The organism is Actinomadura chibensis NBRC 106107, assembly GCF_001552135.1.
Classification (GTDB): Bacteria; Actinomycetota; Actinomycetes; order Streptosporangiales; family Streptosporangiaceae; genus Spirillospora; species Spirillospora chibensis.
This window is the reverse complement of sequence record NZ_BCQP01000015.1, coordinates 33,312-55,109: the sequence shown is the minus strand read 5'-3', so window position 1 is coordinate 55,109 and position 21,798 is coordinate 33,312. Positions and strand designations below refer to the sequence as shown.

General features: G+C 71.1%; 18 protein-coding genes and 1 tRNA gene. 13 read left to right on the top strand and 6 right to left on the bottom strand.

The window, feature by feature from the left end:
• Positions 1–3: 3 nt before the first annotated feature.
• Together ACH01S_RS08455 and ACH01S_RS08450 are read right to left on the bottom strand one after the other, a co-directional pair.
• Positions 4–324, bottom strand: coding sequence for a DMT family transporter (locus ACH01S_RS08455; RefSeq protein WP_067887447.1), 321 nt, complete (start codon positions 322–324; stop codon positions 4–6).
• Complete coding sequence (locus tag ACH01S_RS08450) at positions 324–1,067, bottom strand: SDR family oxidoreductase (RefSeq protein WP_067887444.1); 744 nt, start codon at positions 1,065–1,067, stop codon at positions 324–326. Before ACH01S_RS08450 ends, ACH01S_RS08455 begins: the two co-directional genes overlap by 1 nt.
• 109 nt (positions 1,068–1,176) lie before the next feature.
• Between ACH01S_RS08450 and ACH01S_RS08445 the strand changes: the two genes are divergently transcribed.
• Both ACH01S_RS08445 and sthA read left to right on the top strand, forming a co-directional pair.
• Positions 1,177–1,785, top strand: a complete 609-nt coding sequence (locus ACH01S_RS08445) for a TetR/AcrR family transcriptional regulator (RefSeq protein WP_067887442.1) — start codon at positions 1,177–1,179, stop codon at positions 1,783–1,785.
• A gap of 62 nt (positions 1,786–1,847) precedes the next feature.
• Positions 1,848–3,251: a Si-specific NAD(P)(+) transhydrogenase gene (gene sthA, locus ACH01S_RS08440; protein ID WP_067887438.1), complete on the top strand. Its 1,404-nt coding sequence runs from the start codon at positions 1,848–1,850 to the stop codon at positions 3,249–3,251.
• Here sthA and ACH01S_RS08435 read toward each other — a convergent pair.
• Positions 3,248–3,661 (bottom strand): SsgA family sporulation/cell division regulator, encoded by a 414-nt coding sequence (locus ACH01S_RS08435; protein ID WP_067887785.1) that lies wholly within the window; start codon positions 3,659–3,661, stop codon positions 3,248–3,250. The genes sthA and ACH01S_RS08435 overlap by 4 nt on opposite strands.
• A 232-nt stretch (positions 3,662–3,893) precedes the next feature.
• On the opposite strand from ACH01S_RS08435, the gene ACH01S_RS08430 reads away from it, so the two are divergent.
• From ACH01S_RS08430 to ACH01S_RS08420, 3 genes are all read left to right on the top strand, one after another.
• The gene (locus ACH01S_RS08430; protein WP_067887434.1) at positions 3,894–4,181 is read left to right on the top strand and encodes a hypothetical protein; all 288 of its coding nucleotides are present in this window, start codon (positions 3,894–3,896) and stop codon (positions 4,179–4,181) included.
• A 59-nt stretch (positions 4,182–4,240) separates the two neighbouring features.
• Positions 4,241–4,312 (top strand) — tRNA-Val (locus tag ACH01S_RS08425).
• Between the two features lie 212 nt (positions 4,313–4,524).
• Positions 4,525–6,588, top strand: coding sequence for a WD40 repeat domain-containing serine/threonine protein kinase (locus ACH01S_RS08420; RefSeq protein WP_148344663.1), 2,064 nt, complete (start codon positions 4,525–4,527; stop codon positions 6,586–6,588).
• 163 nt (positions 6,589–6,751) lie between these two features.
• On the opposite strand, the gene ACH01S_RS08415 is transcribed toward ACH01S_RS08420, so the two are convergent.
• Together ACH01S_RS08415 and ACH01S_RS43280 are read right to left on the bottom strand one after the other, a co-directional pair.
• Complete coding sequence (locus ACH01S_RS08415; RefSeq protein WP_067887429.1) at positions 6,752–7,336, bottom strand: hypothetical protein; 585 nt, start codon at positions 7,334–7,336, stop codon at positions 6,752–6,754.
• The gene (locus tag ACH01S_RS43280; protein WP_148344665.1) at positions 7,321–7,578 is read right to left on the bottom strand and encodes a hypothetical protein; all 258 of its coding nucleotides are present in this window, start codon (positions 7,576–7,578) and stop codon (positions 7,321–7,323) included. The genes ACH01S_RS08415 and ACH01S_RS43280 overlap by 16 nt, the downstream gene beginning before the upstream one ends.
• 151 nt (positions 7,579–7,729) lie before the next feature.
• Here ACH01S_RS43280 and ACH01S_RS08410 point away from each other — a divergent pair, with 151 nt between their 5' ends.
• The 3 genes from ACH01S_RS08410 to ACH01S_RS08400 all read left to right on the top strand — a co-directional run bounded on the left by ACH01S_RS08410 (position 7,730) and on the right by ACH01S_RS08400 (position 9,773).
• On the top strand, positions 7,730–8,557 hold the full coding sequence (locus tag ACH01S_RS08410) for a helix-turn-helix domain-containing protein (RefSeq protein ID WP_083980480.1): 828 nt from the start codon (positions 7,730–7,732) through the stop codon (positions 8,555–8,557).
• Positions 8,554–8,913: a DUF397 domain-containing protein gene (locus ACH01S_RS08405; protein ID WP_067887422.1), complete on the top strand. Its 360-nt coding sequence runs from the start codon at positions 8,554–8,556 to the stop codon at positions 8,911–8,913. The genes ACH01S_RS08410 and ACH01S_RS08405 overlap by 4 nt, the downstream gene beginning before the upstream one ends.
• 599 nt (positions 8,914–9,512) lie before the next feature.
• A complete protein-coding gene (locus ACH01S_RS08400; protein WP_067887419.1) occupies positions 9,513–9,773 on the top strand; it encodes a hypothetical protein in 261 nt (86 codons plus the stop codon).
• 85 nt (positions 9,774–9,858) lie between these two features.
• Here the strand turns inward: ACH01S_RS08400 and ACH01S_RS08395 are convergent, their stop codons facing one another.
• On the bottom strand, positions 9,859–10,869 hold the full coding sequence (locus ACH01S_RS08395; protein WP_067887417.1) for an SMP-30/gluconolactonase/LRE family protein: 1,011 nt from the start codon (positions 10,867–10,869) through the stop codon (positions 9,859–9,861).
• A gap of 347 nt (positions 10,870–11,216) precedes the next feature.
• Here ACH01S_RS08395 and ACH01S_RS08390 point away from each other — a divergent pair, with 347 nt between their 5' ends.
• From ACH01S_RS08390 to ACH01S_RS08370, 5 genes are all read left to right on the top strand, one after another.
• A complete protein-coding gene (locus ACH01S_RS08390; protein WP_067887413.1) occupies positions 11,217–11,744 on the top strand; it encodes a DUF488 domain-containing protein in 528 nt (175 codons plus the stop codon).
• A 254-nt stretch (positions 11,745–11,998) separates the two neighbouring features.
• Complete coding sequence (locus ACH01S_RS08385; RefSeq protein WP_169809228.1) at positions 11,999–13,213, top strand: MFS transporter; 1,215 nt, start codon at positions 11,999–12,001, stop codon at positions 13,211–13,213.
• Positions 13,214–13,265: 52 nt separating this feature from the next.
• Positions 13,266–16,358, top strand: a complete 3,093-nt coding sequence (locus ACH01S_RS08380; RefSeq protein ID WP_169809227.1) for an ATP-binding protein — start codon at positions 13,266–13,268, stop codon at positions 16,356–16,358.
• A gap of 433 nt (positions 16,359–16,791) precedes the next feature.
• Positions 16,792–18,192: a serine/threonine-protein kinase gene (locus ACH01S_RS45135; RefSeq protein WP_067887404.1), complete on the top strand. Its 1,401-nt coding sequence runs from the start codon at positions 16,792–16,794 to the stop codon at positions 18,190–18,192.
• A 96-nt stretch (positions 18,193–18,288) separates the two neighbouring features.
• Complete coding sequence (locus ACH01S_RS08370; RefSeq protein ID WP_083980456.1) at positions 18,289–21,705, top strand: NACHT domain-containing protein; 3,417 nt, start codon at positions 18,289–18,291, stop codon at positions 21,703–21,705.
• Positions 21,706–21,798: the final 93 nt, after the last annotated feature.

Genomic DNA, 21,798 nt, shown 5'->3' with positions numbered 1-21,798 from the left:
GCCCTAAGAGCCCTCCACGAGCTGCAGGCCGACCACCCCCGCCACGATCAGCCCGAGGAACACGAGCCGGGCGGGCGACGCGCTCTCGCTGAACGCGACCATCCCGGCGACGGCGACGCCGATCGCGCCGAGGCCGACGAACACCGCGTACGCCGTCCCGACCGGGAGCTGCCGCAGCGACAGCGACAGCACGGCGACGCTCAGCACCGCCACGCCCAAACCGGTCACCGTGGGCCAGAGCCTCGTCAGCCCGTCCGACTGCTTCAACGCCGTCGCCCACACCAGCTCCATCAGCGAGGCGACGATCAACAGGATCCATGCCATCAGGCCGCGTACCCCCCATCGACCGCGATCGCCGCGCCGGTGACGTAGTCGCCGCCCGGCCCGGCCAGGTGAGCGACCATCGCGGCGATCTCCTCCGCGCGACCGTAGCGGCCGAGCGCGCTGAACCCGCGCTCGAACTCGGCGCCGGGGGAGTCGGCCGGGTTCATCTCGGTGTCGGTCGAGCCCGGCTGGACGACGTTCGCGGTGATCCCGCGCGGCCCGAGGTCGCGCGCGAGGCCCCTGGTCAGGCCGGTCAGCGCGGACTTGCTCATCGCGTACAGCGTCCACCCCGGGTAGGGGACGCGCTCGGCCATGCTGCTGCCGATGTTGACGATCCGCCCGCCCCGCCCGAGGTGCCGGGCCGCCGCCTGCGCCGCCACGAACGCCGCCCGGACGTGGATGTCGATCGTCAGGTTCAGCTCCTCGGCCGAGACGTCCTCCAACGGCCCGTAGGGGGCGATCCCGGCGTTGTTGACCAGGATGTCGAGGCGTCCGAACGCCGCCGCCGCCCGGTCGACGGCGGCGGTCACGGCCGCCGGGTCGGCCGCGTCGGCGGCGATCGCGAGGCCCCGGCGGCCCGCCGCCTCGACGCCGCGGACGACCTGCGCGGCGCGCTCCGGGGCCCGCACGTAGGTCACCGCGACGTCGGCGCCGTCGCGGGCGAGGCGCAGCGCGATCGCGGCGCCGATGCCGCGTCCGCCGCCCGTGACCAGGGCCGACCGTCCTTCAAGGTGCGCAGCCATCCCGTCCTCCGGGGTGTAATAGGAGAAGTTTCCGGTTATGGAGATTAATCGGAGAACTCTCCGGATACAACTCCGCTACGCTGCCTAGCCGAACCGAGAGGGGGACGGGATGCGGAACCTGCCGGTCGTCGGAAGCCCGCCCGCCGAGCGCGCCGACGCGGCGCTCAACCGGCGCCGCATCCTCCGCGCCGCCGCCGAGCTGATCGCCACCCGCGGCCCGGAGGCCGTGTCCATGGACGAGGTCGCCCGCGCCGCCGGGGTCGGCGTCGGCACCGTCTACCGCCGGTTCGGCGACCGCGCCCGGCTCGTCTACGCGGTGATCGACGAGCGCGAGCGCGAGTTCCAGAGCGCGTTCATCCAGGGGCCGCCGCCGCTCGGGCCCGGCGCGCCCCCCGGCGACCGCCTGCGCGCGTTCCTGCACGCCCTGGCCGACCGCACCGACGCGCAGGCCGACCTGCTGCTGACGGCCGAGTCCGGCCCGTCCGACGCGCGGTTCAGGGACGGCTCCTACGGCCTCTACCACCGGCACCTCGCGCTGCTCATCGGCGAGGTCCGGCCGGACGCCGACGCCGCCTACCTGGCCGACGCGCTCCTCGCCCCCTTCGCCGCCAACCTGTTCCTCCACCAGCGCCGCACCCGCGGGATGCCGCTCGACCGCATCAAGGACGGCCTGGACGCCCTCGCCTCCGGGCTGGTCTCCGGCGCGCCGGCCGGATGATCAGGGCAGATCATGACGAGAATCCTTTAACCGGACGCCCGCGGACCGTCAGACTGGGGGGCGTGAGCGACTTCGATCTCCTCGTCCTCGGTTCGGGCCCCGGCGGGCAGCGCGCCGCCATCGCCGCCGCCAAGCTGGGCCGCAGGGTCGGCATCGTGGACCGCCGCGACATGATCGGCGGCGTCTGCATCAACACCGGGACGATCCCGTCCAAGACGCTCCGCGAGGCCGTCCTCTACCTGACCGGCCTCAACCAGCGCGAGCTGTACGGCCAGAGCTACCGGGTCAAGGACGACATCACGGTCGCCGACCTCGGCATGCGGACGCGGCACGTCATCGGCCGCGAGACCGACGTCGTCCGCAGCCAGCTCGCCCGCAACCGCGTGACGGTCCTGCCCGGCCGGGGCCGGTTCCTGGCGCCCGACACGGTCGGGATCGGCGGGAACGGCGCCCGCGAGCAGAAGGTCACCGCCGACCGCGTCGTGATCGCCACGGGCACGCGCCCGGCCCGGCCCGAGACCGTCGACTTCGACGACCGGACGATCATCGACTCCGACGGCATCATCCACATGGACCGCATCCCGGAGACCATGGTCGTCGTCGGCGCGGGCGTGATCGGCATCGAGTACGCCTCGATGTTCGCCGCCCTCGGCACCAAGGTCACCGTCGTCGAGCGCCGCGAGCGCATGCTGGACTTCTGCGACCTGGAGATCGTCGAGGCGCTCAAGTACCACCTGCGCGACCTCGCCGTCACGTTCCGGTTCCGGGAGACCGTCGCGTCCGTGGAGCGCATGGGGAACGGCGCGATCACCGTCCTGGAGAGCGGCAAGCGCATCCCCGCCGACACCGTCATGTACTCGGCGGGGCGCCACGGCATGACCGACGACCTCGGCCTCGACGCCGCCGGGCTCAGCGCCGACAAGCGCGGCCGGATCAAGGTCGACGAGGACTACCGCACCGAGGTCCCGCACATCTACGCGGTCGGGGACGTGATCGGCTTCCCGTCCCTCGCCGCCACGTCCATGGAGCAGGGCCGCCTCGCCGCCCACCACGCCTGCGGCGAGCCCGTCGCGGAGATCCACGAGACCCAGCCCATCGGCATCTACACGATCCCCGAGATCAGCTTCGCCGGCCGCACCGAGGACGCCCTCACCGAGGCGAAGATCCCCTTCGAGGTCGGCGTGTCCCGCTACCGGGAACTCGCCCGCGGGCAGATCATCGGCGACTCCTACGGGATGCTGAAGCTCCTCGTCTCACCGGAGGACCACCGGCTCCTCGGCGTCCACGTGTTCGGCACCGGGGCCACGGAGCTCGTCCACATCGGCCAGACCGTCATGGGCTGCGGCGGGACGGTCGACTACCTCGTCAACGCCGTCTTCAACTACCCCACGCTCGCCGAGTCCTACAAGGTCGCCGCCCTGGACGCGATAAACAAGATGCGCCACATCGCCCGCCTGTCCGGCTAGGACGGCCAGAGCAGGTTCTCCAGCTCCGCGTCGATGTCGATGAACTCGCTCTCCTCACCGGCCGGGACGGCCTGGTAGGTGCGGTGCAGGAAGTCGGCGAGCGGCGACAGCGGCACCTCGAACAGCGCGTCCCCGAACGGGGACGACAGCGCGATGTTGAGCGTGCCGTCGTCGGAGCCCGGCCAGACCTCCACGTCCCCGTCCCCGACCTTGCGCACGATGCCGACCGTCAGCAGCTCTCTAGCGAAGATCCACTCCACCGGCTCGTCATCGCCCACGTAGAAGGCCATGCGGATCGCGTACGGGTCGTCGGCCGCGTACTCCATCCCGGCGAGCAGAGGGACGGTCGTGCGGTCGGGGACGACGAGACGAAGGCCCAGCTCCGCTGAGACTGTGGTACTGCTGTCCATGGCCATTCCCTCTGACGTCGGTCCCCTGGCGGGGAGTGCCCCCGGTGCTCCCACTCACGGACATCCCCGCGATCTATGACGCCTAACTGCCTGAGCGCGGCCGAACATTCCGGCGTCCTGGGGCCTTGTGACCCATCTCACCGCCTTTGACCTGCACAAAGACGCCTCCCGCCGGCGCCGCCGCCCGCATCGCCGCAGTTCCCGGGGCCGACTCCTGCCTTAACGTAAAGCCGTGGCAATCAATGACAAAAAGGAAGCCCAACCGGCCGAGGAGCGGCGGTTCCACCGTTTCCGCGCCCGCCTCCGCCGCAACCCCCTGCTGAACACGGCCTGGCGCGCCGGCGTCTTCGCCGTGGGCGCCACCGTCCTCGTCGGCGGCCTCGTCATGATGGTCACCCCCGGCCCCGGCCTCCTCGGCACCGCCACCGCCGTCCTGGCCGCCGCCGTGGTCGCCGCCTACCTGGCCGTCTACGGCTTCGTCGTCCCCTGGAACATCGACGACCCCACCTTCTGGACCTGACCCCCCGCCCAAACGGATGCACGCGCAACCCCCGACATGCGCTAGAGTTTCCGTCGCCGGGGCGATTAGCTCAGTGGGAGAGCGCTTCGTTCACACCGAAGAGGCCACTGGTTCGAACCCAGTATCGCCCACCCCTCACCCAGCAAGGCCAGAGGCCACTTCCGAATTCGGGAGCGGCCTCTTTGTCGTACTCGGGCCACATCCGGCTCCGCGAACCCGGGGCGGCATCCGTCCATCTCCTGGAAAGATCTAGTGGCGGGTGTTATGGCCCGTTACCAGGCGGTTTCGCGTGCCTGGGTGGGGTGTCGCCGGGGACGGGCGAGGGCGTGGAGGAGGCGGTGCCGTGGAGCCTGGTCAGGTGCTGGGGGATAGGTACCGGCTGGTGGAGCGGCTCGGGCGCGGCGGCATGGGTGAGGTGTGGTCGGCCGCCGATCAGGGCCTGGACCGCAGGGTCGCGATCAAGATCGTGCTGGCGGAGCTGGACGGCGAGCCGGGGCTGATCGCGCGGTTGCGGCAGGAGGCCCGGGTGGCGGCCGGTCTGCAGCATCCCGGCATCACCGTGGTGCACGACATCGGCGAGCACCGGGCCGGTGACCGCGTTCACCCGTTCTTCGTGATGGAGCTGCTGGCGGGCACCGACTTTCGGACCTTGCTGGCAGGTCACCCCGATGGGCTGCCGGTGGAGCGGGTGACCGAGCTGGTGGCGCAGGTGGCCGACGCGCTGGACTACGCGCACCGCAAGGGAGTGGTGCACCGCGACGTCAAACCGGCCAACCTGATGGAACTGGCCGAGGGCGGGGTGAAGATCTGCGATTTCGGGATCTGCCGGTACGCCGACGCCACCACCCAGCTCACCGCGACCGGCGGAATGCTGGGCACCCCCGCCTACATGGCCCCCGAACAGTACGAGGGCAAACCGGTGGACGCCCGCGCCGACCTGTACTCGCTGGGCTGCACCCTCCACGCGCTGCTCACCGGACGGCCGCCCTTCACCGGCTCCCCGGCCACCCTGATGCACCAGCACCTGACCGCCGACCCGCCCCGCCTCACCGTCCTGCGTCCCGACGCCCCGCCCGAACTCGAACACCTCATGGCGCGGCTGCTGGCCAAAGACCCCGAGGACCGGCCCGCCACCGCGGCCGACGTCGCCGCCGCCCTGCGTGACATCCCGCACCGTCCCGCGGATCCCGCGCCCGGCCCGGTCGGCGACGGCATCACCCAGGAGAACCTGCCGACCGAGCCGGTCGCGGTGCCGCCCGCCGGGGACGACGGCACACCACCGACGACTCGGGCCCCCCGACCGCCGCACCTGACCCGCCGCCGCGTTCTCATCGGCGCCGCCGCCACGGCCGTGGCCGCGGTCGGCGGCGGTGGCGTGGCCCTGGCCTCGCTTCTGAAAGATCACGACCGATCGGACTCAGACAAGCCGACTGGACCAATCGTCCTCTCCGGCTACTTCGGCGCCGTCAACGAGGTGGCGGTCGCTCAGTTGCGCGGCAAGACCGTCGCCGTGTCCGGAACCGCCGACGGCACGGTGCGGCTGTGGGATCTGGCCGCCGGGGAGCAAGTCGGCGCACCCCTCTCCGGCCACACCGGCGCCGTCTTCGGAGTGGCGGTCGGCCACTTGAACGGTAGGGTCATCGCCGTCTCCGGTGGCGACGACAACACCGTGCGGGTGTGGGATCTGGCCGCCGGGACGCAGCTCGGGGCACCCCTCTCCGGCCACAGCGACGCCGTCAGCGCGGTGGCGGTCGGCCAGTTGAACGGCAAGACGATCGCCGTCTCCGGAGCCTGGGGCGACGGCGCGGTACGAATGTGGGATCTGGCCGCCGGGAAACAGCTCGGTACACCTCTCACCGGGCACAGCGACTCCGTCAACGCGGTGGCACTCGGTCAGTTGAAGGGCAAGGCCATCGCCGTCTCCGGAGAGCTCGACGGCACGGTGCGGGTTTCGGATCTGGCCGCCGGGAAGCGGCTCGGCGCACCTCTCACCGGCCACAGGAACGCCGTTTACGCGGTGGCGGTCGGTGAGTTGATGGGAAAGGCCATCGCCGTTTCCGGAGGCGCCGACGGCACGGTACGGGTGTGGGATCTGGCCGCCGGTAAACAACTCGGCGCACCCTTCGAGAACGACTCCGGCAATGTCAACGCGGTCGCGGTCGGTCAGTTGAACGGCAAGACGATCGCCGTCTCCGGAGCCGGGCGCGGCGTGGTGCGGGTGTGGGACCTGGTCGCATGGAAGCAGCTCGGCGCACCCCTCACCGGCCACAGCGACATGGTCAATGTCTATGGGGTGACGGTCGACCAGATGAACGGCAAGACCATCGCCGTCTCCGGAGCCGGAGACAACGCGCTGCGGGTGTGGGACCTGGCCGCTGGCAAGCCTTTCACCTACCCCGGGAGTTGAGGGACGGAGCAGCCGATTTCGTCGCCCCTCGGGGCGGGTTCACGAGTGCGACCTGTTCATCGCGACGCCCGGCGTGGGCGCAACAAGGCGTGGCGCGAGGCAGTTTGGGCCGCGCGGCCGGGATGCACCGGGGAAGACTCCCCGGCCGCGCGGCGGCTTTGGGTTAGCGCTGGTTGCGGGCCTTGAGGATCAGGTGGACGAGGGTGTCCGGGTCTTCGGCGCTGACGATCTTCCATCGGGTGCCGCCGGGGACGATCGCCCACCACTCGTAGGTGTACGCGCCCCACCAGCAGACGACTCCGGCGAAGCGTTCGTGCAGTCCGGCGATCGCGGTCGCGTGGGTCGGATCTGGGACGGCTGGGGGAGTGGACGACGGTCGTCTTGTCGTCTGCGTTTGGTGTGAGCGGGCCGCGCGTACGGCTGTGACGTACGGGATCAGGATGCGGGTCACCTGCTTGGCCGCCTGGGCTGGCTTGGTGTGGGGTGCGAGGTCTTCGCCCGTGCTCGACCTGAACCACCATCGGTTGGGGGCCAGGTCGGGCGCGAGCGTGATGCTCTCGCCGAACTCCGGGATGTCGCGGTCGTAGACGTGGACGAGCGGCTGCGGCCCGTCGTATCGCCGGGCGACTTGCCAGCCTTCTTGGACGGCTTCGTCGGCGAATCGGTCGAGATGGAATTTCCTGGACGAAGCGGGAACGTGGACGCTCCAAGGCTTCGGTTCGATCCACCTAATCACCGTCGCACCCACTTGGTGGGGTTCGATATTGGGTTGATGGATGCGCGTTTGAGTTCGACGGTCAGCGCCTCGTGTAGCTCTTCTGCGTTGTTGCGTACAACGGTCGCTTCTACACCGGCCTTTGGGTCGTGCAGAGTGGCGACCCATGCGCCGAGTTTTCCGTCGTGGCGTGTTGCGCGCCAGATGCGGTGTCCCTGGAACTCCTCGCGGAGTCGAGACAACGCCTGGTCAGCGGGGTTGGCGGGCGTTTCCATGATCAGTTGAACTTTCGTCGCGATTTCTCTCCGTTACGGCTTCCTACCTTCCCGTGATCAGGTTATCTTCGGGAAGAGCAAGAAGGCCGTCGAAAGAAAGCCCCCGGGTGCGGTTGGAAAGTCGCGCCACTTTCGGATCTTGGAGTTCTCCATGCCTCGCCACCCTCGCGACCCCGGTATCCCGTCCTCGCCATCCGAATACTTCGGTACTGAGTTGCGCGCTAGGCGGGAATTGTCCAGGATGTCGCGACCGCAGCTTGCGGAGAGGCTGGGCTACTCGCCCCAATGGATCGGACAGATCGAATCCGGCATCGGCACTCCGTCTGAGGACTTCGCCAACGACTGCGACGCCTTCTTCCAGGCAAACGGGACGTTCCGCCGCATCTGGGAGTGGATGCAGGAGCTCGGCAAGTTGCAGGTGCTCCCGCCCGGCTTTCCTGACTTCGTTGAGCGCGAACGGGAGGCCGAGGTGGTGTACATCTTTGAGACCATGCTCATCACGGGCCTGTTCCAGACGCCCGAGTACGCCCGCGAGGTGCTCAAGTCGGGGAAGACGCCCGATGCGGTAGAGCAACTCGTTACGGCTCGGATGGAGCGCCAGGAGATCCTAAAGCGAGAGTCCCCGCCCCACGTGGTCACGATCTTTGATGAAGGAGCCGTTCGCCGCCCAATCGGGAGCCCGGAAGTGCTGAAAGGGCAGATTCAGCACCTCGCCGACCTCGCGGAGCTGTACCACGTTACGATCCAGATTGTCCCCACCGTCACGGGAGCCTACGCGGGCTTGCCTGGCGCATTCACGATCTTGAGTTTCCAGGACGAGCCAGACGCGGTCCTCGTCGAAGGTCATGTGGGTGGACAGCTCGTGGATCACCCTGCGGTTGTCCGGAAGTATGGGGTACGTTTCGATTTGATCAGAGCCTCGGCGTTGAACGCCGGAGACTCTCTCGCCTTCCTCCGGACGATCTTGGAGAGCCTATGAGTACGCAGCATCAGTGGGCTGTGGAATGGAGCAGGAGCAGCCACACAACTGATATTGGTGGACAGCACGTCGAGGTCGTCTTGGTGCCGTCAGGTTGGCACAAGAGCAGCTACAGCACTGACACCGGTCACCAATGCGTCGAAGTGGCGCCGATGGTGCCGATCTCCGCTGCGGTGTGGAAGAAGAGCAGCCGAAGCACAAACACCGGTGACCAATGCGTCGAGGTGGCGGACCTGGCGGCGGCGGTGGCGGTGCGGGATTCCAAGGACCCGGACGGGCCGAAGCTAGTGTTCGGTCCGGCCGCGTGGCAGGCGTTCGCGGCCGAGGCCAAGTCAGGTGCCCTCGACCTGAGTTGAGACCGTCCGACCGGGAGCCCCGGCCGTCTTCCTGACGCCCGGGGCTCCCGCGTTCACACACTGGTTTTGCTGCGGTTCCGGCGCCGGGCGGCCGTCCACATTTGCACCGAAGCCCTCGACCCATGCCGAAATCGGCGATGCCCCCGTCCGTCACACGCCGAGCCCGACGAAGCGCGCGAAGCCTGATCGGAATCAGGGGAAGTGGACGAGACAGCCCGCCAGTAGCGCTAGTTGACCATTGACCGTCAGTGCGGAACCGGATACGGAACGAGAATGGGCATCGACCGGCCGAAGGCGACCGACACCCCCACCGAGAACAACGGGCAGGCTCCAACCAAAGACGGTCCGCCGCCCGACTTACCCGGACAGCCCGGCTACCCCTCTAATAGCGCAGGTGTGGCTTCGTGTCCCTGTCTCGTATGCGCGTTCAGGCGCCCCCTCTAAATTCCGTGGTGAGCGGGAGAAGGGGGAGCATGAACTTTGATGGAGGGGCCGAATTGGTCGGAGCAGGGGATCGATCGGCGGGCGGGGTGGTATCCGCTGCGGGTGGAGGTGCCGGTCCTGCGGGCGATTGACCTGCTGGTTCCGGGGTCTCGGCGGTGACCCGGTACGTCCGCTACTACGCCCTGTACACGGCGCTCGGCACCCATGCCGCCGAACACGACCTGGGCGGCGCGGCGTGCCCGCGGCTGTTGCGGCGCAGCGAGCCGGACCCGGCACGGCACGGGAAATCCGGCGAACGCCGCCGACCGGGGGCCCTGCCCGCTCGGCTCGCCACCGCCACCCTCGCCGCCCGTATCGCAGATCTGGACAGTGCCCTGGCGGTCCTCTCCGAGCCTGTTCGTTTCATCGGCGAATAGCAGTTTCGCGTGTTCGTCCGTGCCCACGCTCGGCCTTCTGGGGAGGTGGGCGTGGGCATGGACGGTCACGGGGGTTTGGGCTCGGTTAGAGGCCGCGGACGGTGGCTACGGTGAAGGGGAGTTTGGGGGTGCCTGGGCCGGTGGGGCCGCCCTTGTCGAATTGGGAGCGGACCACGTAGAGCTTGCCGTGCTTTCGGAGCAGGGTCGTCGGGGTCTGGAAGTCCAGGTCGATGACGCGGCGGGTCAGTCGGGCCGTGTGGCCGTCCGAGCCGATGTGCCAGCGGCTGATCGCGTAGGCGTCGGTTATGGGGTGGGCCACCCAGAGGGTGTTGTCCTGGAATTCCATTCCGTCGCCCGTGGTGACGTCGCCGCCGGTGAGGGCCACCTTGTCGACCTTTCCGGAGGGGAGGGCGATGCGGTACAGGTCCCCGCCGGTCATGTCGACCGTGAGCAGGTAGCGGCCCGAGGGGCCGGCGACGATTCCGTTGAGGGTGATCGTGTCGGGGGCGTGGGGTTCGACGACGTCGCTCAGGTCGAAGGCGGGGGTCAGGGGTGTTTCGCCGCCTTGTTCGTGGGCTTTTTCCAGTTGGGCTGGGGTCACGCGGTAGACGGTGGAGCGTCGGCTGTCGGTGATGTAGGCCGTGCCGTCCGGTGTGATGGCCATGTCGTTGACCAGGCGGGCCGCGTCACCGGGGACGACGAAACGGGCCACCAGGCGCCGGGTGGGGATGTCGTACACCGCGAGGCCGGTGGGGCGGTCGATCACCCACAGGCGCCTGGCGCGGTCGACCTCCAGGCCGAGGGCCTGGGAGCGTCCGTCGATGCGCGGGGGCAGGAACTCGGTCGCGACCCGCTGTCCGGGTGACGCCTTGAAGATGGTTCCGCCCTCGTACGTCCCGACGTAGAAGTCGCCGGTGTAGGGGTCGGTGGCGATTCCCTCGGGGTAGACGCGGTCGCCGGGGAGCTCGAAGGCCGTAGAGATCCGGACGTGTCCGTCCGCGTGGGGCTCCGCCGCCGCCCAGGCGGCGGAGCCGAGGAGCAGCGGCGCGGTCAGGGCCGCGATGACGATGGAGTGACGCCGGGCTGCGCGGTACATGATCACCTTCTCCGTGAGGTCTCTCGGGCGGCGGCTCGACCCGTGGGCCGGACGGGTCCCGGGCGTGGGCACGGGCGGTCTGCCGTGGTCACGTGGTGCGGGGACGGCTGCTCAAGAGACAAGGCGGGGGTCGTCGTCCGGGCGTAACGGCGGACGCATCAGGCGCATGACCGCTCCTCCGCCTCTCCGGACGCACTGGTGCGACCTCGGGGAACCGGCAGGTTCCTCGCAAGGCAGGCTAATCAGCCGAAGTGTCAGTGTCTACGTAGTACGGACGTTGACCGATGTCGGACAAACTCGCCGAAGCTGGACGGGTTCGGTCCGGCGCGTCCGGGGAGCATGGGGGCGTGGAGGCGTTGGTGACGTTCGGGCACGGGGTGGCCGGGCGGGAGGAGATCGTCCGGCTGCTCGACGGCGCGGGGGTGCGGGACGTGGTGGACGTCCGCACCGCGCCCGGCAGCCGCCGCAATCCCGACGTCATGCGCGACGCCCTGGCGGAATGGCTCCCCGAAGCCGGAATCGGCTACCGCTGGGACAAGCGGCTCGGCGGTTTCCGGAAGCCCGCCCCGGACGCCCCCGACACCTTCTGGCGCAACGACGCGTTCCGCGGCTACGCCGGATATATGCGCACCCCCGAGTTCCTGGCGGCGATGGACGAACTCCTCCCCGCGACCGAGCGCACCCGGACGGCCGTGATGTGCAGCGAGTCGGTGTGGTGGCGCTGCCATCGGCGGCTCATCGCCGACTTCGCGGGGCTGGCGCGCGGGCGGGACGTCCTGCACCTGGCCCACGACGGGCGCCTCGCCGAGCACCCGCCGACGCCGGGCGCGCGGCTGCGGGACGACGGCCTGCTCGTCTACGACGTGGAGCCGTGACGCGGGCGGAGCGCGGGCGGGTGTCGGTCGCGTGAATGGGAGATCGGCGCACGGGGGCGGAAAAGGGAATTGCGGCGGTCCAACGGCTGGGGCATATGGAGGGTCGAGCGGGATTCGGGGTGATTCTCAGGCTGATCAATTTATGGTGGTTTCAGGTGGTAGGTCCGCACTGTCTGTGCTACCTTGTGAGCCACGTGTCACCGGCTTTCGAGGGTAAGGGATTCGGGGAATTCGCAGTGGAGAAACCTCTTTCCGTGGCGGCCTCCCCGGCTGCGGAATCCGCCGAATTCGAGGATCCGTCGTATTCCTGGGTATTCGCGCTGTTCGGGGTCACCCTCGGGATGTGGATCGGCCTCCTCGCGGCGGCGCAGGTCCTGCTGCCCAGTCAGATCGAGGCGATCGACCCGTCCGACAAAGTGTGGCTGATGGGCGCCGTGACCACCTCGGGCGCGGTCGCGGCCGTGCTCGCCGCGCCCGTCATGGGCGCCCTTTCCGACCGCACGCGATGGGGTTTCGGAAAGCGCCGCTGCTGGGTGCTCGGCGGCATCGCCTGCTGCGCCGCCGCCCTTCTGACGATGTCCCGGCAATCGTCGGTGGTCGTCGTCGGGATCTGCTGGACGATCGTGCACGGCGGCGTCGGCGGAATTCACGCCGTATTGTGCGCCATCATCCCCGACAAGGTGCCGGTGCACCGCCGCGGCACGGTGTTCGCCATTCTCGGGTTCGCCCAGCCGCTCGGCCTGGTGCTCGGCACGCTGCTCGTCTCCGGCCTCTCCGTCGGCGTCGGGTACCCGGTCGTCGCCGCCCTGGTCGTGGTGCTCGCGCTGCCGTACGCGCTGATCGGACGGGACGTCCCCGCCGCCGCCGAGCCGAGCCCGGTCGGCCGCTGGCTGCCCGACCCGTCCGCCCTCGGCCGGGATTTCGGCTGGGCGTGGGCCGGCCGGTTCGCCGCGCAGTTCGCGACCTCGCTCGCGACCATCTATCTGCTCTACTTTCTCCGTGACCAGATCAAGATGGGCGATCCGGCCAAGGGCGTGGCCGTGCTCAGCCTCCTTTACACGGCGGGGATCGTCACCGTGAGCCTGGTGGTCGGCCGGATTTCCGACCGGGTCCGCAAGCGCAAGGTCTTCGTCATTCTCGCCGCCGTCCTGATGGCCGGGGCGCTCACCGGAATGGCGCTCGTCCCGACCTGGCCGACGGCCGTCGCGGCGGCCACCGCGCTCGGCGCGGGATACGGCGCCTACCTCGCCGTCGACCAGGCGCTCGCGACGCAACTGCTGCGCAGCGAGGGCGACCGCGGCAAGGATCTCGGGACGATGAACATGTCCACCAGCGCCGCCGTCGCGATAGCCCCGGTCGTCGCCGCGGAGAGCGTCGCGTACGGTGGTTACCCGATGCTGTTCTTCCTCGCGGCGGGCATGGCCGTGTTGGGCGGATTCCTCGTCCAACCGATCAAATCGGTCCGTTGACGGCATACGTCGTAATGGCTCCTGATTGGCGTTCGGCGGAGGTGTCGCGGGCGTGAGCGCAGAGGGTGTGTCCTTCCGGGTCCTCGGCCCGCTGTCGGTCGGGGTCGACGGCGCCGAGGTGGCGCCGCCGCGCTCGCCCGTCCTGCAGGGGCTGCTCGGCGTGCTGCTCATCGGACGGGGCGAGCCGCTGTCCGCCGACCGCCTCGCCGAACTGGTGTGGGCCGACCGCGCGTGGGAGACGAGCCGCCAGTCGGTCCACGTCGGCGTGTCGCGGCTGCGGAAATGGCTCGCCTCCCTCGACGCGGGCCGTCCCGACCGGACCGAGATCAGCTACCGCGACGGCTACCTGTTCCACCACGCCGCCGACCGCTCCGACCTCGGCCGGTTCCGCGCGCTCACCGGCGAGGCGGGCTCGCTGACCGAGCCCGCGCGCCGGTACCGGGCGCTGTCGTCGGCGTTCGCCGAGCGGAAGGGGCCGCTGCTCGCCGGGCTGCCCCGCATCGACCGGGACGACCCGCTCGTCCGCGGCCTGGAGGAGGAGATCCGCCGCGCCGGGATGGACCTCGCCGCCGCGGCCCTGGCGGCGGGCTCGCCGGAGGGCGCGGTCGCCGCCGTCACCGCGCTGACCGAGGAGTTCCCGTTCGACGAGCCGCTGCACGCCGCCCTCATGGACCTGCTCGCGGCGAGCGGGCGGCGGGCCGAGGCCCTGCGCGTCTACCGGCGGCTCGGCGAGCGGCTGGACGCCGAGCTGGGCGTCCAGCCGAGCGAGCGGGCGCGGCGCGCGCACATGCGGGCGCTGTCCGCCGACCAGGACGAGCCGGGCGGCAAGGACGAGCCGGGGCCAGCGGCCGAGCCGCCCGCGCCGGGGCCCCCGCCCGCGCAGCTCCCGCCCGACATCCCCGACTTCACCGGCCGCACCATCGAGGTCGCCGAGCTGGCGGAGCGGCTCATCGGCGGCGCCGGGACGGGCCGCCACCGCTCGGTCGCCGTCGCCACCGTCGCCGGGATGGGCGGCGTCGGCAAGACCACGGTCGCCGTCCACGTCGCCCACCAGATCGCGAACTTCTTCCCCGACGGCCAGCTCTACGCGAACCTGCACGGCGACTCGGCCAGCCCCGCCGAACCCGGCGAGGTGCTCGGCCGGTTCCTGCGCACGCTCGGCATGCCGGGCGCGGGCGTCCCGCCGTCCCTGGACGAGCGCGTCGCGCTCTACCGGAGCCGCCTCGCCGGGCGGCGGATCCTCGTCGTCCTCGACAACGCGGCGCGGGAGAGCCAGGTCCGGCCGCTGCTGCCTGGCACCCCGGACGCGGCCGTGCTCGTCACCAGCCGCAACGCCCTGCTCGGCCTGGAGGGCGCGAAGCCGCTCGAACTGGACGTGCTGCCGTCCACCCAGGCGGTCGAGCTGATCACGAGCATCGTGGGGGAGCAGCGCGTCGCCGCCGAGCCGGGCGTCGCGGTGGAGATCGCCCGGCTGTGCGGGCACGTCCCGCTCGCGGTGCGGATCGCGGCGGCCCGGCTGCTCGGCCGCGGCCACTGGACGCTGGCGCACCTCGCCGACATCCTCCGCGAGGAGCGCCGCCGCCTGGACGAGCTGGTCGCGGGCGACCTGGAGGTCAGGGCCGGGTTCGCGATGAGCTACCGGCTGCTGCCCGCGCGGGCGCAGCGCGCGTTCCGGCTGACCGGCCTGCTCGACGCCCCCGACTTCGCCTGCCGGACGGTCGCCGCCCTCCTCGACGTCCCCGAGCTCGACGCGCGCCGCCAGCTCGAAACCCTCGTGGACGCGCACCTCGTCACCGTCGCGGGCGTGGACGAGACCGGCGAGGTCAGGTACCGGCTGCACGACCTCCTCCGGCTGTACGCCCGCGAGCTGGCCGAACGCGACGACACCGAGGCCGAGCGCACCGCCGCCCTGCGGCGCGCCCTCGGCGGCTGGCTGGCGCTCGCCGAACAGGCCGCCGAGCACGTCCCCGGGCCGTGCTACGCGCTGATGCACGGCCCGGCGGAGCGGTGGACGCCGCCCGGCGGGGGCCGTCCGCCCGCGGACCCGATGGCCTGGTTCGCCGCCGAGCGCGCCGCCCTCGTCGCCGCCGTCGGGCAGGCCGTCGACCTGGGCCTCGCCGACCACGCCTGGGACCTCGCCGCCTCGATGGAGCGGTACTGCGACGTCCGCGCGCTGTACGACGACTGGCGGCGCATGCACGAGCGGGCCCTCGGCCTGTGCGAGCGGACGGGGAACCGGCGCGGCGAGGCCGTGCTCCTGCGCGGCCTGCTCGAAGTGATCACGTGGACGTCGCCCGCCGGGCCCGGACCGGCGATGACGCGCATGCGCGCGATGGCCGCCCGCCTCCTCGACCTGTTCACCGAGCTGGACGACCCCGTCGGGATGGCCGACGCGATGGTCGCGATGGTCTGGGGACGGGTCGCCGACGGCGAGAACAGCGAGGCGTTCGAGCTCGCCGAGCGGGCGCTGCGCGTCGCGCGCGGCGCGGGCTACGAGAGCGGGCAGGCGCGGGCCCTGCACGTCATGGCCGTCGTCCACGGGGAGGAGAACCCGCGGCCCGCCCGCGAGTGCCTGGAACGGGCGCTCGTCATCGCCGAGCGGGTCGGCAACCCGCGCTTCGTCGCGACGATCGTGCAGTTCCTCGGCGCGGCGAAGGCGCTGTGCGGCGACATCGAGGGCGGCCGCGCGCTGCTCGACGAGTCCGTCGCGATGGCGCGGAGCCTCGACGACCGCTACCTGGAGACGTTCTCCCTCCTCTACCTGTCCAAGCTGTTCGTCGCCACCGGGGACGAGCGGGCCAGGCCGACCCTCGACCTCGCCCTCGCCTACAGCCAGGCGGGCAACTTCCGGCACCATCTCGCGGACGCGCTCGGCGTCCTCGGCGAGCTGAACCTGGCGGAGGGCGACCTGCCGGGCGCGGTCGCGTCCCTCGAACGGTCGGTGCAGGTGTGGCGCACCCGCGGCTGGATCCCGTTCCTGGCCCGCGCCCTGCGGACGCTCGGCGACGCCCACTCCGCCGGCGGCGACCACGACGCCGCCCGCGCGTCCTGGACGGAGGCGCGCGAGCTGTTCCAGCGGATCGACGACGCGGCCGGCCGCTCCTCCGTCGAGGAGCGGCTGCGTTCCCGGGACATGATCGGCTGACGCGCCGCGCATTCCGGTTAGCGATCGGTAAGGACCCTCTCGCTAGTGTCCGACGAAGACGCGCGGGAACGGGGCGCGGCGGGAGGGAATCGGCGCGGGGGCCGGTGGTCCGGCGGGCCGCGTCCGCCCTCCGGCGAGAGGTTCCTCGGTGGCACGGGTGCCCACCGAGGCGCCGGTGGCCCCGGGCCACCTCGTCCGGTGCGAGGCGGCGCGGCACGCCCGCCCTCCCGGGTGTGCCGCGCCACCCGGCCCCGCCCCGGCGTCCTCGCCCCGGCGGCCTTCCGCGGGGCCGAAACGGCGGACTTCACGCAAAGCGACATGTCGATTGCACGCGCCCTGCCCGGATGGGAGCCTGCTGCCGTGGCCGCGGACCGTCCGCGCCGTCCCCGCATGCCTCCTGCCGCCGACACACGCCATCAGGACGACCGAATCGATGACCCCACAGAACCCTCCGGGCTGGTCCGCCGGGGCCGGCGTCCGTCCGCTCGACCCCGGCGACCCCGAGTCCGTCGGGACGCACCGCCTCCTCGGCCGCCTCGGCGAGGGCGGCATGGGCGTGGTGTACCTGGGGCTCGCCCCGTCCGGCCGGAAGGCCGCCGTCAAGGTGATCCGCGGCGAGCTGGCCCGCGACCCCGCGTTCCGCGCCCGGTTCGCCACCGAGGTCGCGAACGCCCGGCGCGTCGCGTCGTTCTGCACGGCGCGGGTCCTCGACCACGGCGAGTCCGGCGGGGCGCCCTACCTCGTCACCGAGTACATCGACGGGCCGTCCCTCACCGACTACATCAAGGCGCACGGCGGGTTCCCGCCCGGCGCGCTGCGCAGCCTCGCGGTCGGCGTCGCGACCGCGCTGACCGCGATCCACGCGGTCCGGCTCGTGCACCGCGACCTCAAGCCGCGCAACGTGCTGCTCGCCGCCGACGGGCCCCGCGTGATCGACTTCGGCATCGCCCGCGCGCTGGACTCCGAGGACCACCACACCCAGACCGGCGCCGTCATCGGCAGCCCCGGCTACGTCGCCCCGGAGCAGGCGTTCGAGGGGCGGGTCGGCACCGCCGTCGACGTCTTCGCCTGGGGGACGCTCGTCGCGTACGCGGCGACCGGGCGCAACCCGTTCGGCACCGGGACGATGCCCGTCCTCGCCGCCCGCGCGCAGCAGGCCATGTACGACCTGACGGGCGTGCCGGCGGACCTCCTGCCGATCGTCCGGGCGGCGCTCGACCCCGACCCGGCCCGGCGCCCGGCCGCGGAGGACCTGCTCGTCCGGCTGGTGGGGGAGCAGGCGCCGGAGGAGGCGGCCACCGACATCATCCACAGCGAATGGCGTCCCGGCCCGATCCCGCCGCCCTCCCCGCCGGGGCCGCGGGCGGGGACGGGCACGTCCGCGTTCACGCCCCGGACGGTGCCGCCGCGCTCCGCCGGGCGCCGCGCGCTGGTCGCGGCCGGGGCGACCGCGCTGATCCTGCTCGGGACGACCGGCGTCGTCTACGCCGTCGGCCGGAGGTCCGGCGAGCGTCCCGCCGAGGGGGCGGCGCCGCCGACGTCGGCGAAACCCACGGTCACGGTCACGCGGGCGCCCGCGAAGCAGTGGCGCGAGGTCGGCGGCCTGGACCGGATGACGGCCGAGTGCGCGGAGCGCGGCTACAAGGAGACGTCCCTCTACACCGAGGGCGGACGCAAATGGTGGTGCCAGGACCCCGGAGGCGCCCTGCACCGCATCGACCTGGCGGCGTCCTGCCGGTGGCACTATCCGCGCTTCGACGAGGTGCGCCTCCGCCAACGCCCCGACCCGGGCCCCCTCTACGAGGTCCACTGGTACTGCGAAGCCCTCGTCTGACCGTCCCGTACTTCGACCGCCCGGCAGGAGTACGGAGCGGAGCTCTACCGATCGTCCGACATATGTGAGAACGCACCCCCGGGGGAATCACGTCAGATGAGGCGTCTTTCAGCCATCGCCCTGCTCTTTGCGTTAGCGGCGTCGACGGTCACCGCCGGTGTGGCGGTGAACCAGATCTACAGCGACGGCAAACTCAGCTTCCATTACACCTACCTCGCCTTCGGCTTCGCCGTTCTGGCAGTGGTGCTCGAACTGCACTACTGCGAGTCGCTGAGGGCGAAACTGTCGGATAAGAAGGCGTTCAGGGGGAGGTTCAGCGTCTATGTCGATCAATTACGCGCGTCGGTCTCCTATATGGAGACCCTCGGCCTGCTGACTCAGGGGGAATACGTTCACCGGATGGAACAGGTGTACGTGGACGTCGCGCTGCGTCCACGGCCGCCGCAGGACACGGCCGTCGAATCGGTCCAGATGGCGAGGGACACCGATCACAGGCGGCGTCCGCTGACCTCCTTCCTGGAGCCCGGCAGGACGCTGGCCGTCATCGGCCTTCCGGGATCGGGGAAGACGACCCTGGTCAGGCACACCGCGCTGAACCTCTGCACCCGGCAGTGGCCGCCCCGGGCGCGGCGCGTCCCGGTGCTCCTCTACCTGCGCGATCACGCGGACATGATCCTCGGCGACCGGCCCTGCGACCTGTCGGAGGTCGCGGGCGCGGCGAAATGGCTCGAAGGCAGGGTCCCCGCCTCCTGGCTGCGGGCGCAACTCGCGGCGAAGCGCTGCGTGGTCCTGCTGGACGGGCTGGACGAGGTCGCGGACGCCAAGGACCGCAAGAAGGTCGTCGCCTGGATCGACGCTCAGATGCACCGGTACCAGGGGAACGCCTTCGTGCTGACGTCCAGACCGCACGGATACCTGTCCAATCCCCTTCGGGCCGCCGACATTCTCGAGGTCCAGCGGTTCACCACCGACCAGATAGCGCAGTTCCTGCGCTACTGGTACTACGCCAACGACCAGCGCGCGCACGGCACCACGAACGAACACATCCGCAAGCAGGCGGAGCAGAAGGCGGACGACCTCTTCAAGGGCCTGCGCGACCGCGTCGCGCTCTACCACCTCGCCGCGAACCCGCTGCTGCTCACGATGATCGCCCATGTGCACCGGTATCGCGGGGCCCTTCCCGGGAGCCGCGCGGAACTGTACGCGGAGATGTGCGACGTCCTCATCCACCGGCGACAGGAGTCCAAGGACCTCGCCGACCTCACCGGGCTCGACGGCGCGAAGAAGGAGAACGTCATCCGCCAGTTGGCGTTCCACATGATGGTCCACGAGTTACGCGCCATCCCGGTCGGGCAGGCGTGCGCCGTCGTGGCGGCGCCCCTCACGTTCGTCGCCGGAGAGAACTCGCTCTCCGCCACGGAGTTTCTCGAGGAGGTCCGCAAGAGCGGCCTGCTGGTGGAACGAGAGCAGGGCGTCTACGGATTCGCCCACCTCACGCTTCAGGAACACCTCGCCGCGGCCCATATCCGAGAGAACCCGGCCTACCTCTCGCTGTTATCCGGCAACGTGAACAAGGCGTGGTGGCGGGAGACGACGCTGCTCTGGGCGGCGGCCGGCGACGCGACACCCGTGATCAACGCCTGCCTCAACGCCCGCACCTTCCACGCGCTGGCCCTGGCCTTCGACTGCGCGGACGAGGCACGGAAGATCGAGCCGGCCGTCCGCGCCCGCCTGGACCAGGCGATGCGGGTCGTGATGGACGACAACTCCCCGGAGAACGTGCAGCACCGCAGGCTGGTCGCGGCGGTGACCCTCAACCAGCGGCTCCGCGACATCGTCTGGCTCGACGATCGGGCGGCCATCTGCGCGCACCCCGTCACGGTGGAGGACTACGCCCTGTTCCTCCTGGACGAGCACCTTTCGCAGCGACATGCGGCGAGCGGCCCGTCCAGCGCGACCAGGAGGGGGAAGAGTCCTGTGACGGGGATCTTCCCCGACGATGTCGCGCGATTCGTGAACTGGGTCAACAACATCCTCCAGGACGGACGGCGGTACCGGCTGCCGACGTCGGCGGAAGTGTCCAAGATCGACGGCCGGCTCGTGCCGGTCCTCGCCGATCACACACCGTGGATGCGGGCGGGCCACGTCGAGATCCGGCTGGCGAGGCCGGGGAGCCGGCGGAGCCCTCGGCTCCCGAGCCCGGAGTGGCAGCGCCAGCTGCCCCGCGCGCTGACGGAGAGCATGGGCGACGCCAGGCTCATCCTGCGGATCAGGCAACGGCGGGGGCTGCCCGTCACGAGTCTGGAACTGGGGTACGCCAACGCCTTCAGCGACGCCGCGCGGGGTGTCCGCGGCACGCCGCACCAGAAGCTCGTGGTCGCCCTGGACCACGCGCGTGATCGGCTGCTCCTCGCGGAGCGGACACGGCCTCCGGAACTCGACGACCTGCCCGGTGTCATCGACGCGTTCGGTGTGGCCAGGGAGCATTGCTCCGATCTGGTCAGAAGGCTTTCGGCGACCATGGAGGGCGCCTCGGACAGCCGGTGGGACACGAACCTCGGAAATCTGAAGGCCTACGCCGACTCGCTGTCCTGGGCCATTGAACAGCACGTGTTCTATGTGCGAAGCCTGGTCGGATATCGGCGGTCTCAGTCTCACCTTCTCTTCAACCGGCCCGCGGGAGCGGTCGTCGCCGAGATAGCGGCCGGCGTGAACGGATCCATCCAGACGGCGATCTCGCTGGCCCGCGGCGTGGACGGGCTGGCGACCGCGGGGACGCCCGCGGTGGACGCGGCCGAGCTGCGCCAGGCGTTCAACATCGCCGACGGGACCCTGACCGCGACGGACGTCCCGGTGAACGGGCACTACGCCGAGGTCGACCGCGCCCGCCTCACCGACCTGTGCCGTCGCTGCTGGGGGGCCGCTCTGGCGGAGGGCGGCGACGCCCGGCGCCCCCTTCCACCGCTGGAACCGGTCCCGTACGGCTCCGCGGACGCCGATCACTGGCATGCCCGGGAACTGGCGCTCGCCCTCACCGCCGGTCCCGGCCATGGGCGGCACGTCACCGGATTGATGACGACCTACGAGGTGCTCCGCCGCGAGTCCGCCGGCGGCCCGCCCGGCAAGAGGCTGGCGGAGCTCATCGCCAAGACCGTCGCCATGGCCGACTCCTCGGCCGACGATCCCGAATGGAACCTGCGGCAGGCCCTGCACGGAGCGCAGGGCGTCGACTTCCGGCACGCGAGCGGGTTCGACCGCGGCCACCTCCAGAAGGTGCTGGAACTCGCCGTCAGCATGGTCCTGCCGATGACGAAACGATGGACGCCGTTCGACGCGCGGGCCGCGCATTCGGCGATGGCCGCGATTCTGGCCGGCGTCGTCCTCGTCCGGCCGCTCAGGGGCATGGACCAGCCGAGGCGGCACCTCGCGTCCGCGTTCACCGGTCTCGCCGCGATCACGGACCCCGGCTTCGCGGAACGGGCGGACGACGTGATCCTCCTCGTCCGCGACTGACGCACTCGTCCGCATCCGACGCACCGGTGTCGGCGGCCCGTGTCGCCGGTCCGGTGACGTGGGGTAGCGTGGCGGGCTCGTCAGGGGGATCGG

What these genes read in the sequence shown, in the direction of transcription:
- ACH01S_RS08455 (WP_067887447.1), bottom strand. Translation starts at nt 324, where the DNA reads ATGGCATGGATCCTGTTGATCGTCGCCTCGCTGATGGAGCTGGTGTGG.
- ACH01S_RS08450 (WP_067887444.1), bottom strand. Translation starts at nt 1,067, where the DNA reads ATGGCTGCGCACCTTGAAGGACGGTCGGCCCTGGTCACGGGCGGCGGA.
- ACH01S_RS08445 (WP_067887442.1), top strand. Translation starts at nt 1,177, where the DNA reads ATGCGGAACCTGCCGGTCGTCGGAAGCCCGCCCGCCGAGCGCGCCGAC.
- ACH01S_RS08435 (WP_067887785.1), bottom strand. Translation starts at nt 3,661, where the DNA reads ATGGACAGCAGTACCACAGTCTCAGCGGAGCTGGGCCTTCGTCTCGTC.
- ACH01S_RS43280 (WP_148344665.1), bottom strand. Translation starts at nt 7,578, where the DNA reads ATGGAAACGCCCGCCAACCCCGCTGACCAGGCGTTGTCTCGACTCCGC.
- ACH01S_RS08410 (WP_083980480.1), top strand. Translation starts at nt 7,730, where the DNA reads ATGCCTCGCCACCCTCGCGACCCCGGTATCCCGTCCTCGCCATCCGAA.
- ACH01S_RS08405 (WP_067887422.1), top strand. Translation starts at nt 8,554, where the DNA reads ATGAGTACGCAGCATCAGTGGGCTGTGGAATGGAGCAGGAGCAGCCAC.
- ACH01S_RS08395 (WP_067887417.1), bottom strand. Translation starts at nt 10,869, where the DNA reads ATGTACCGCGCAGCCCGGCGTCACTCCATCGTCATCGCGGCCCTGACC.
- ACH01S_RS45135 (WP_067887404.1), top strand. Translation starts at nt 16,792, where the DNA reads ATGACCCCACAGAACCCTCCGGGCTGGTCCGCCGGGGCCGGCGTCCGT.
- ACH01S_RS08370 (WP_083980456.1), top strand. Translation starts at nt 18,289, where the DNA reads ATGAGGCGTCTTTCAGCCATCGCCCTGCTCTTTGCGTTAGCGGCGTCG.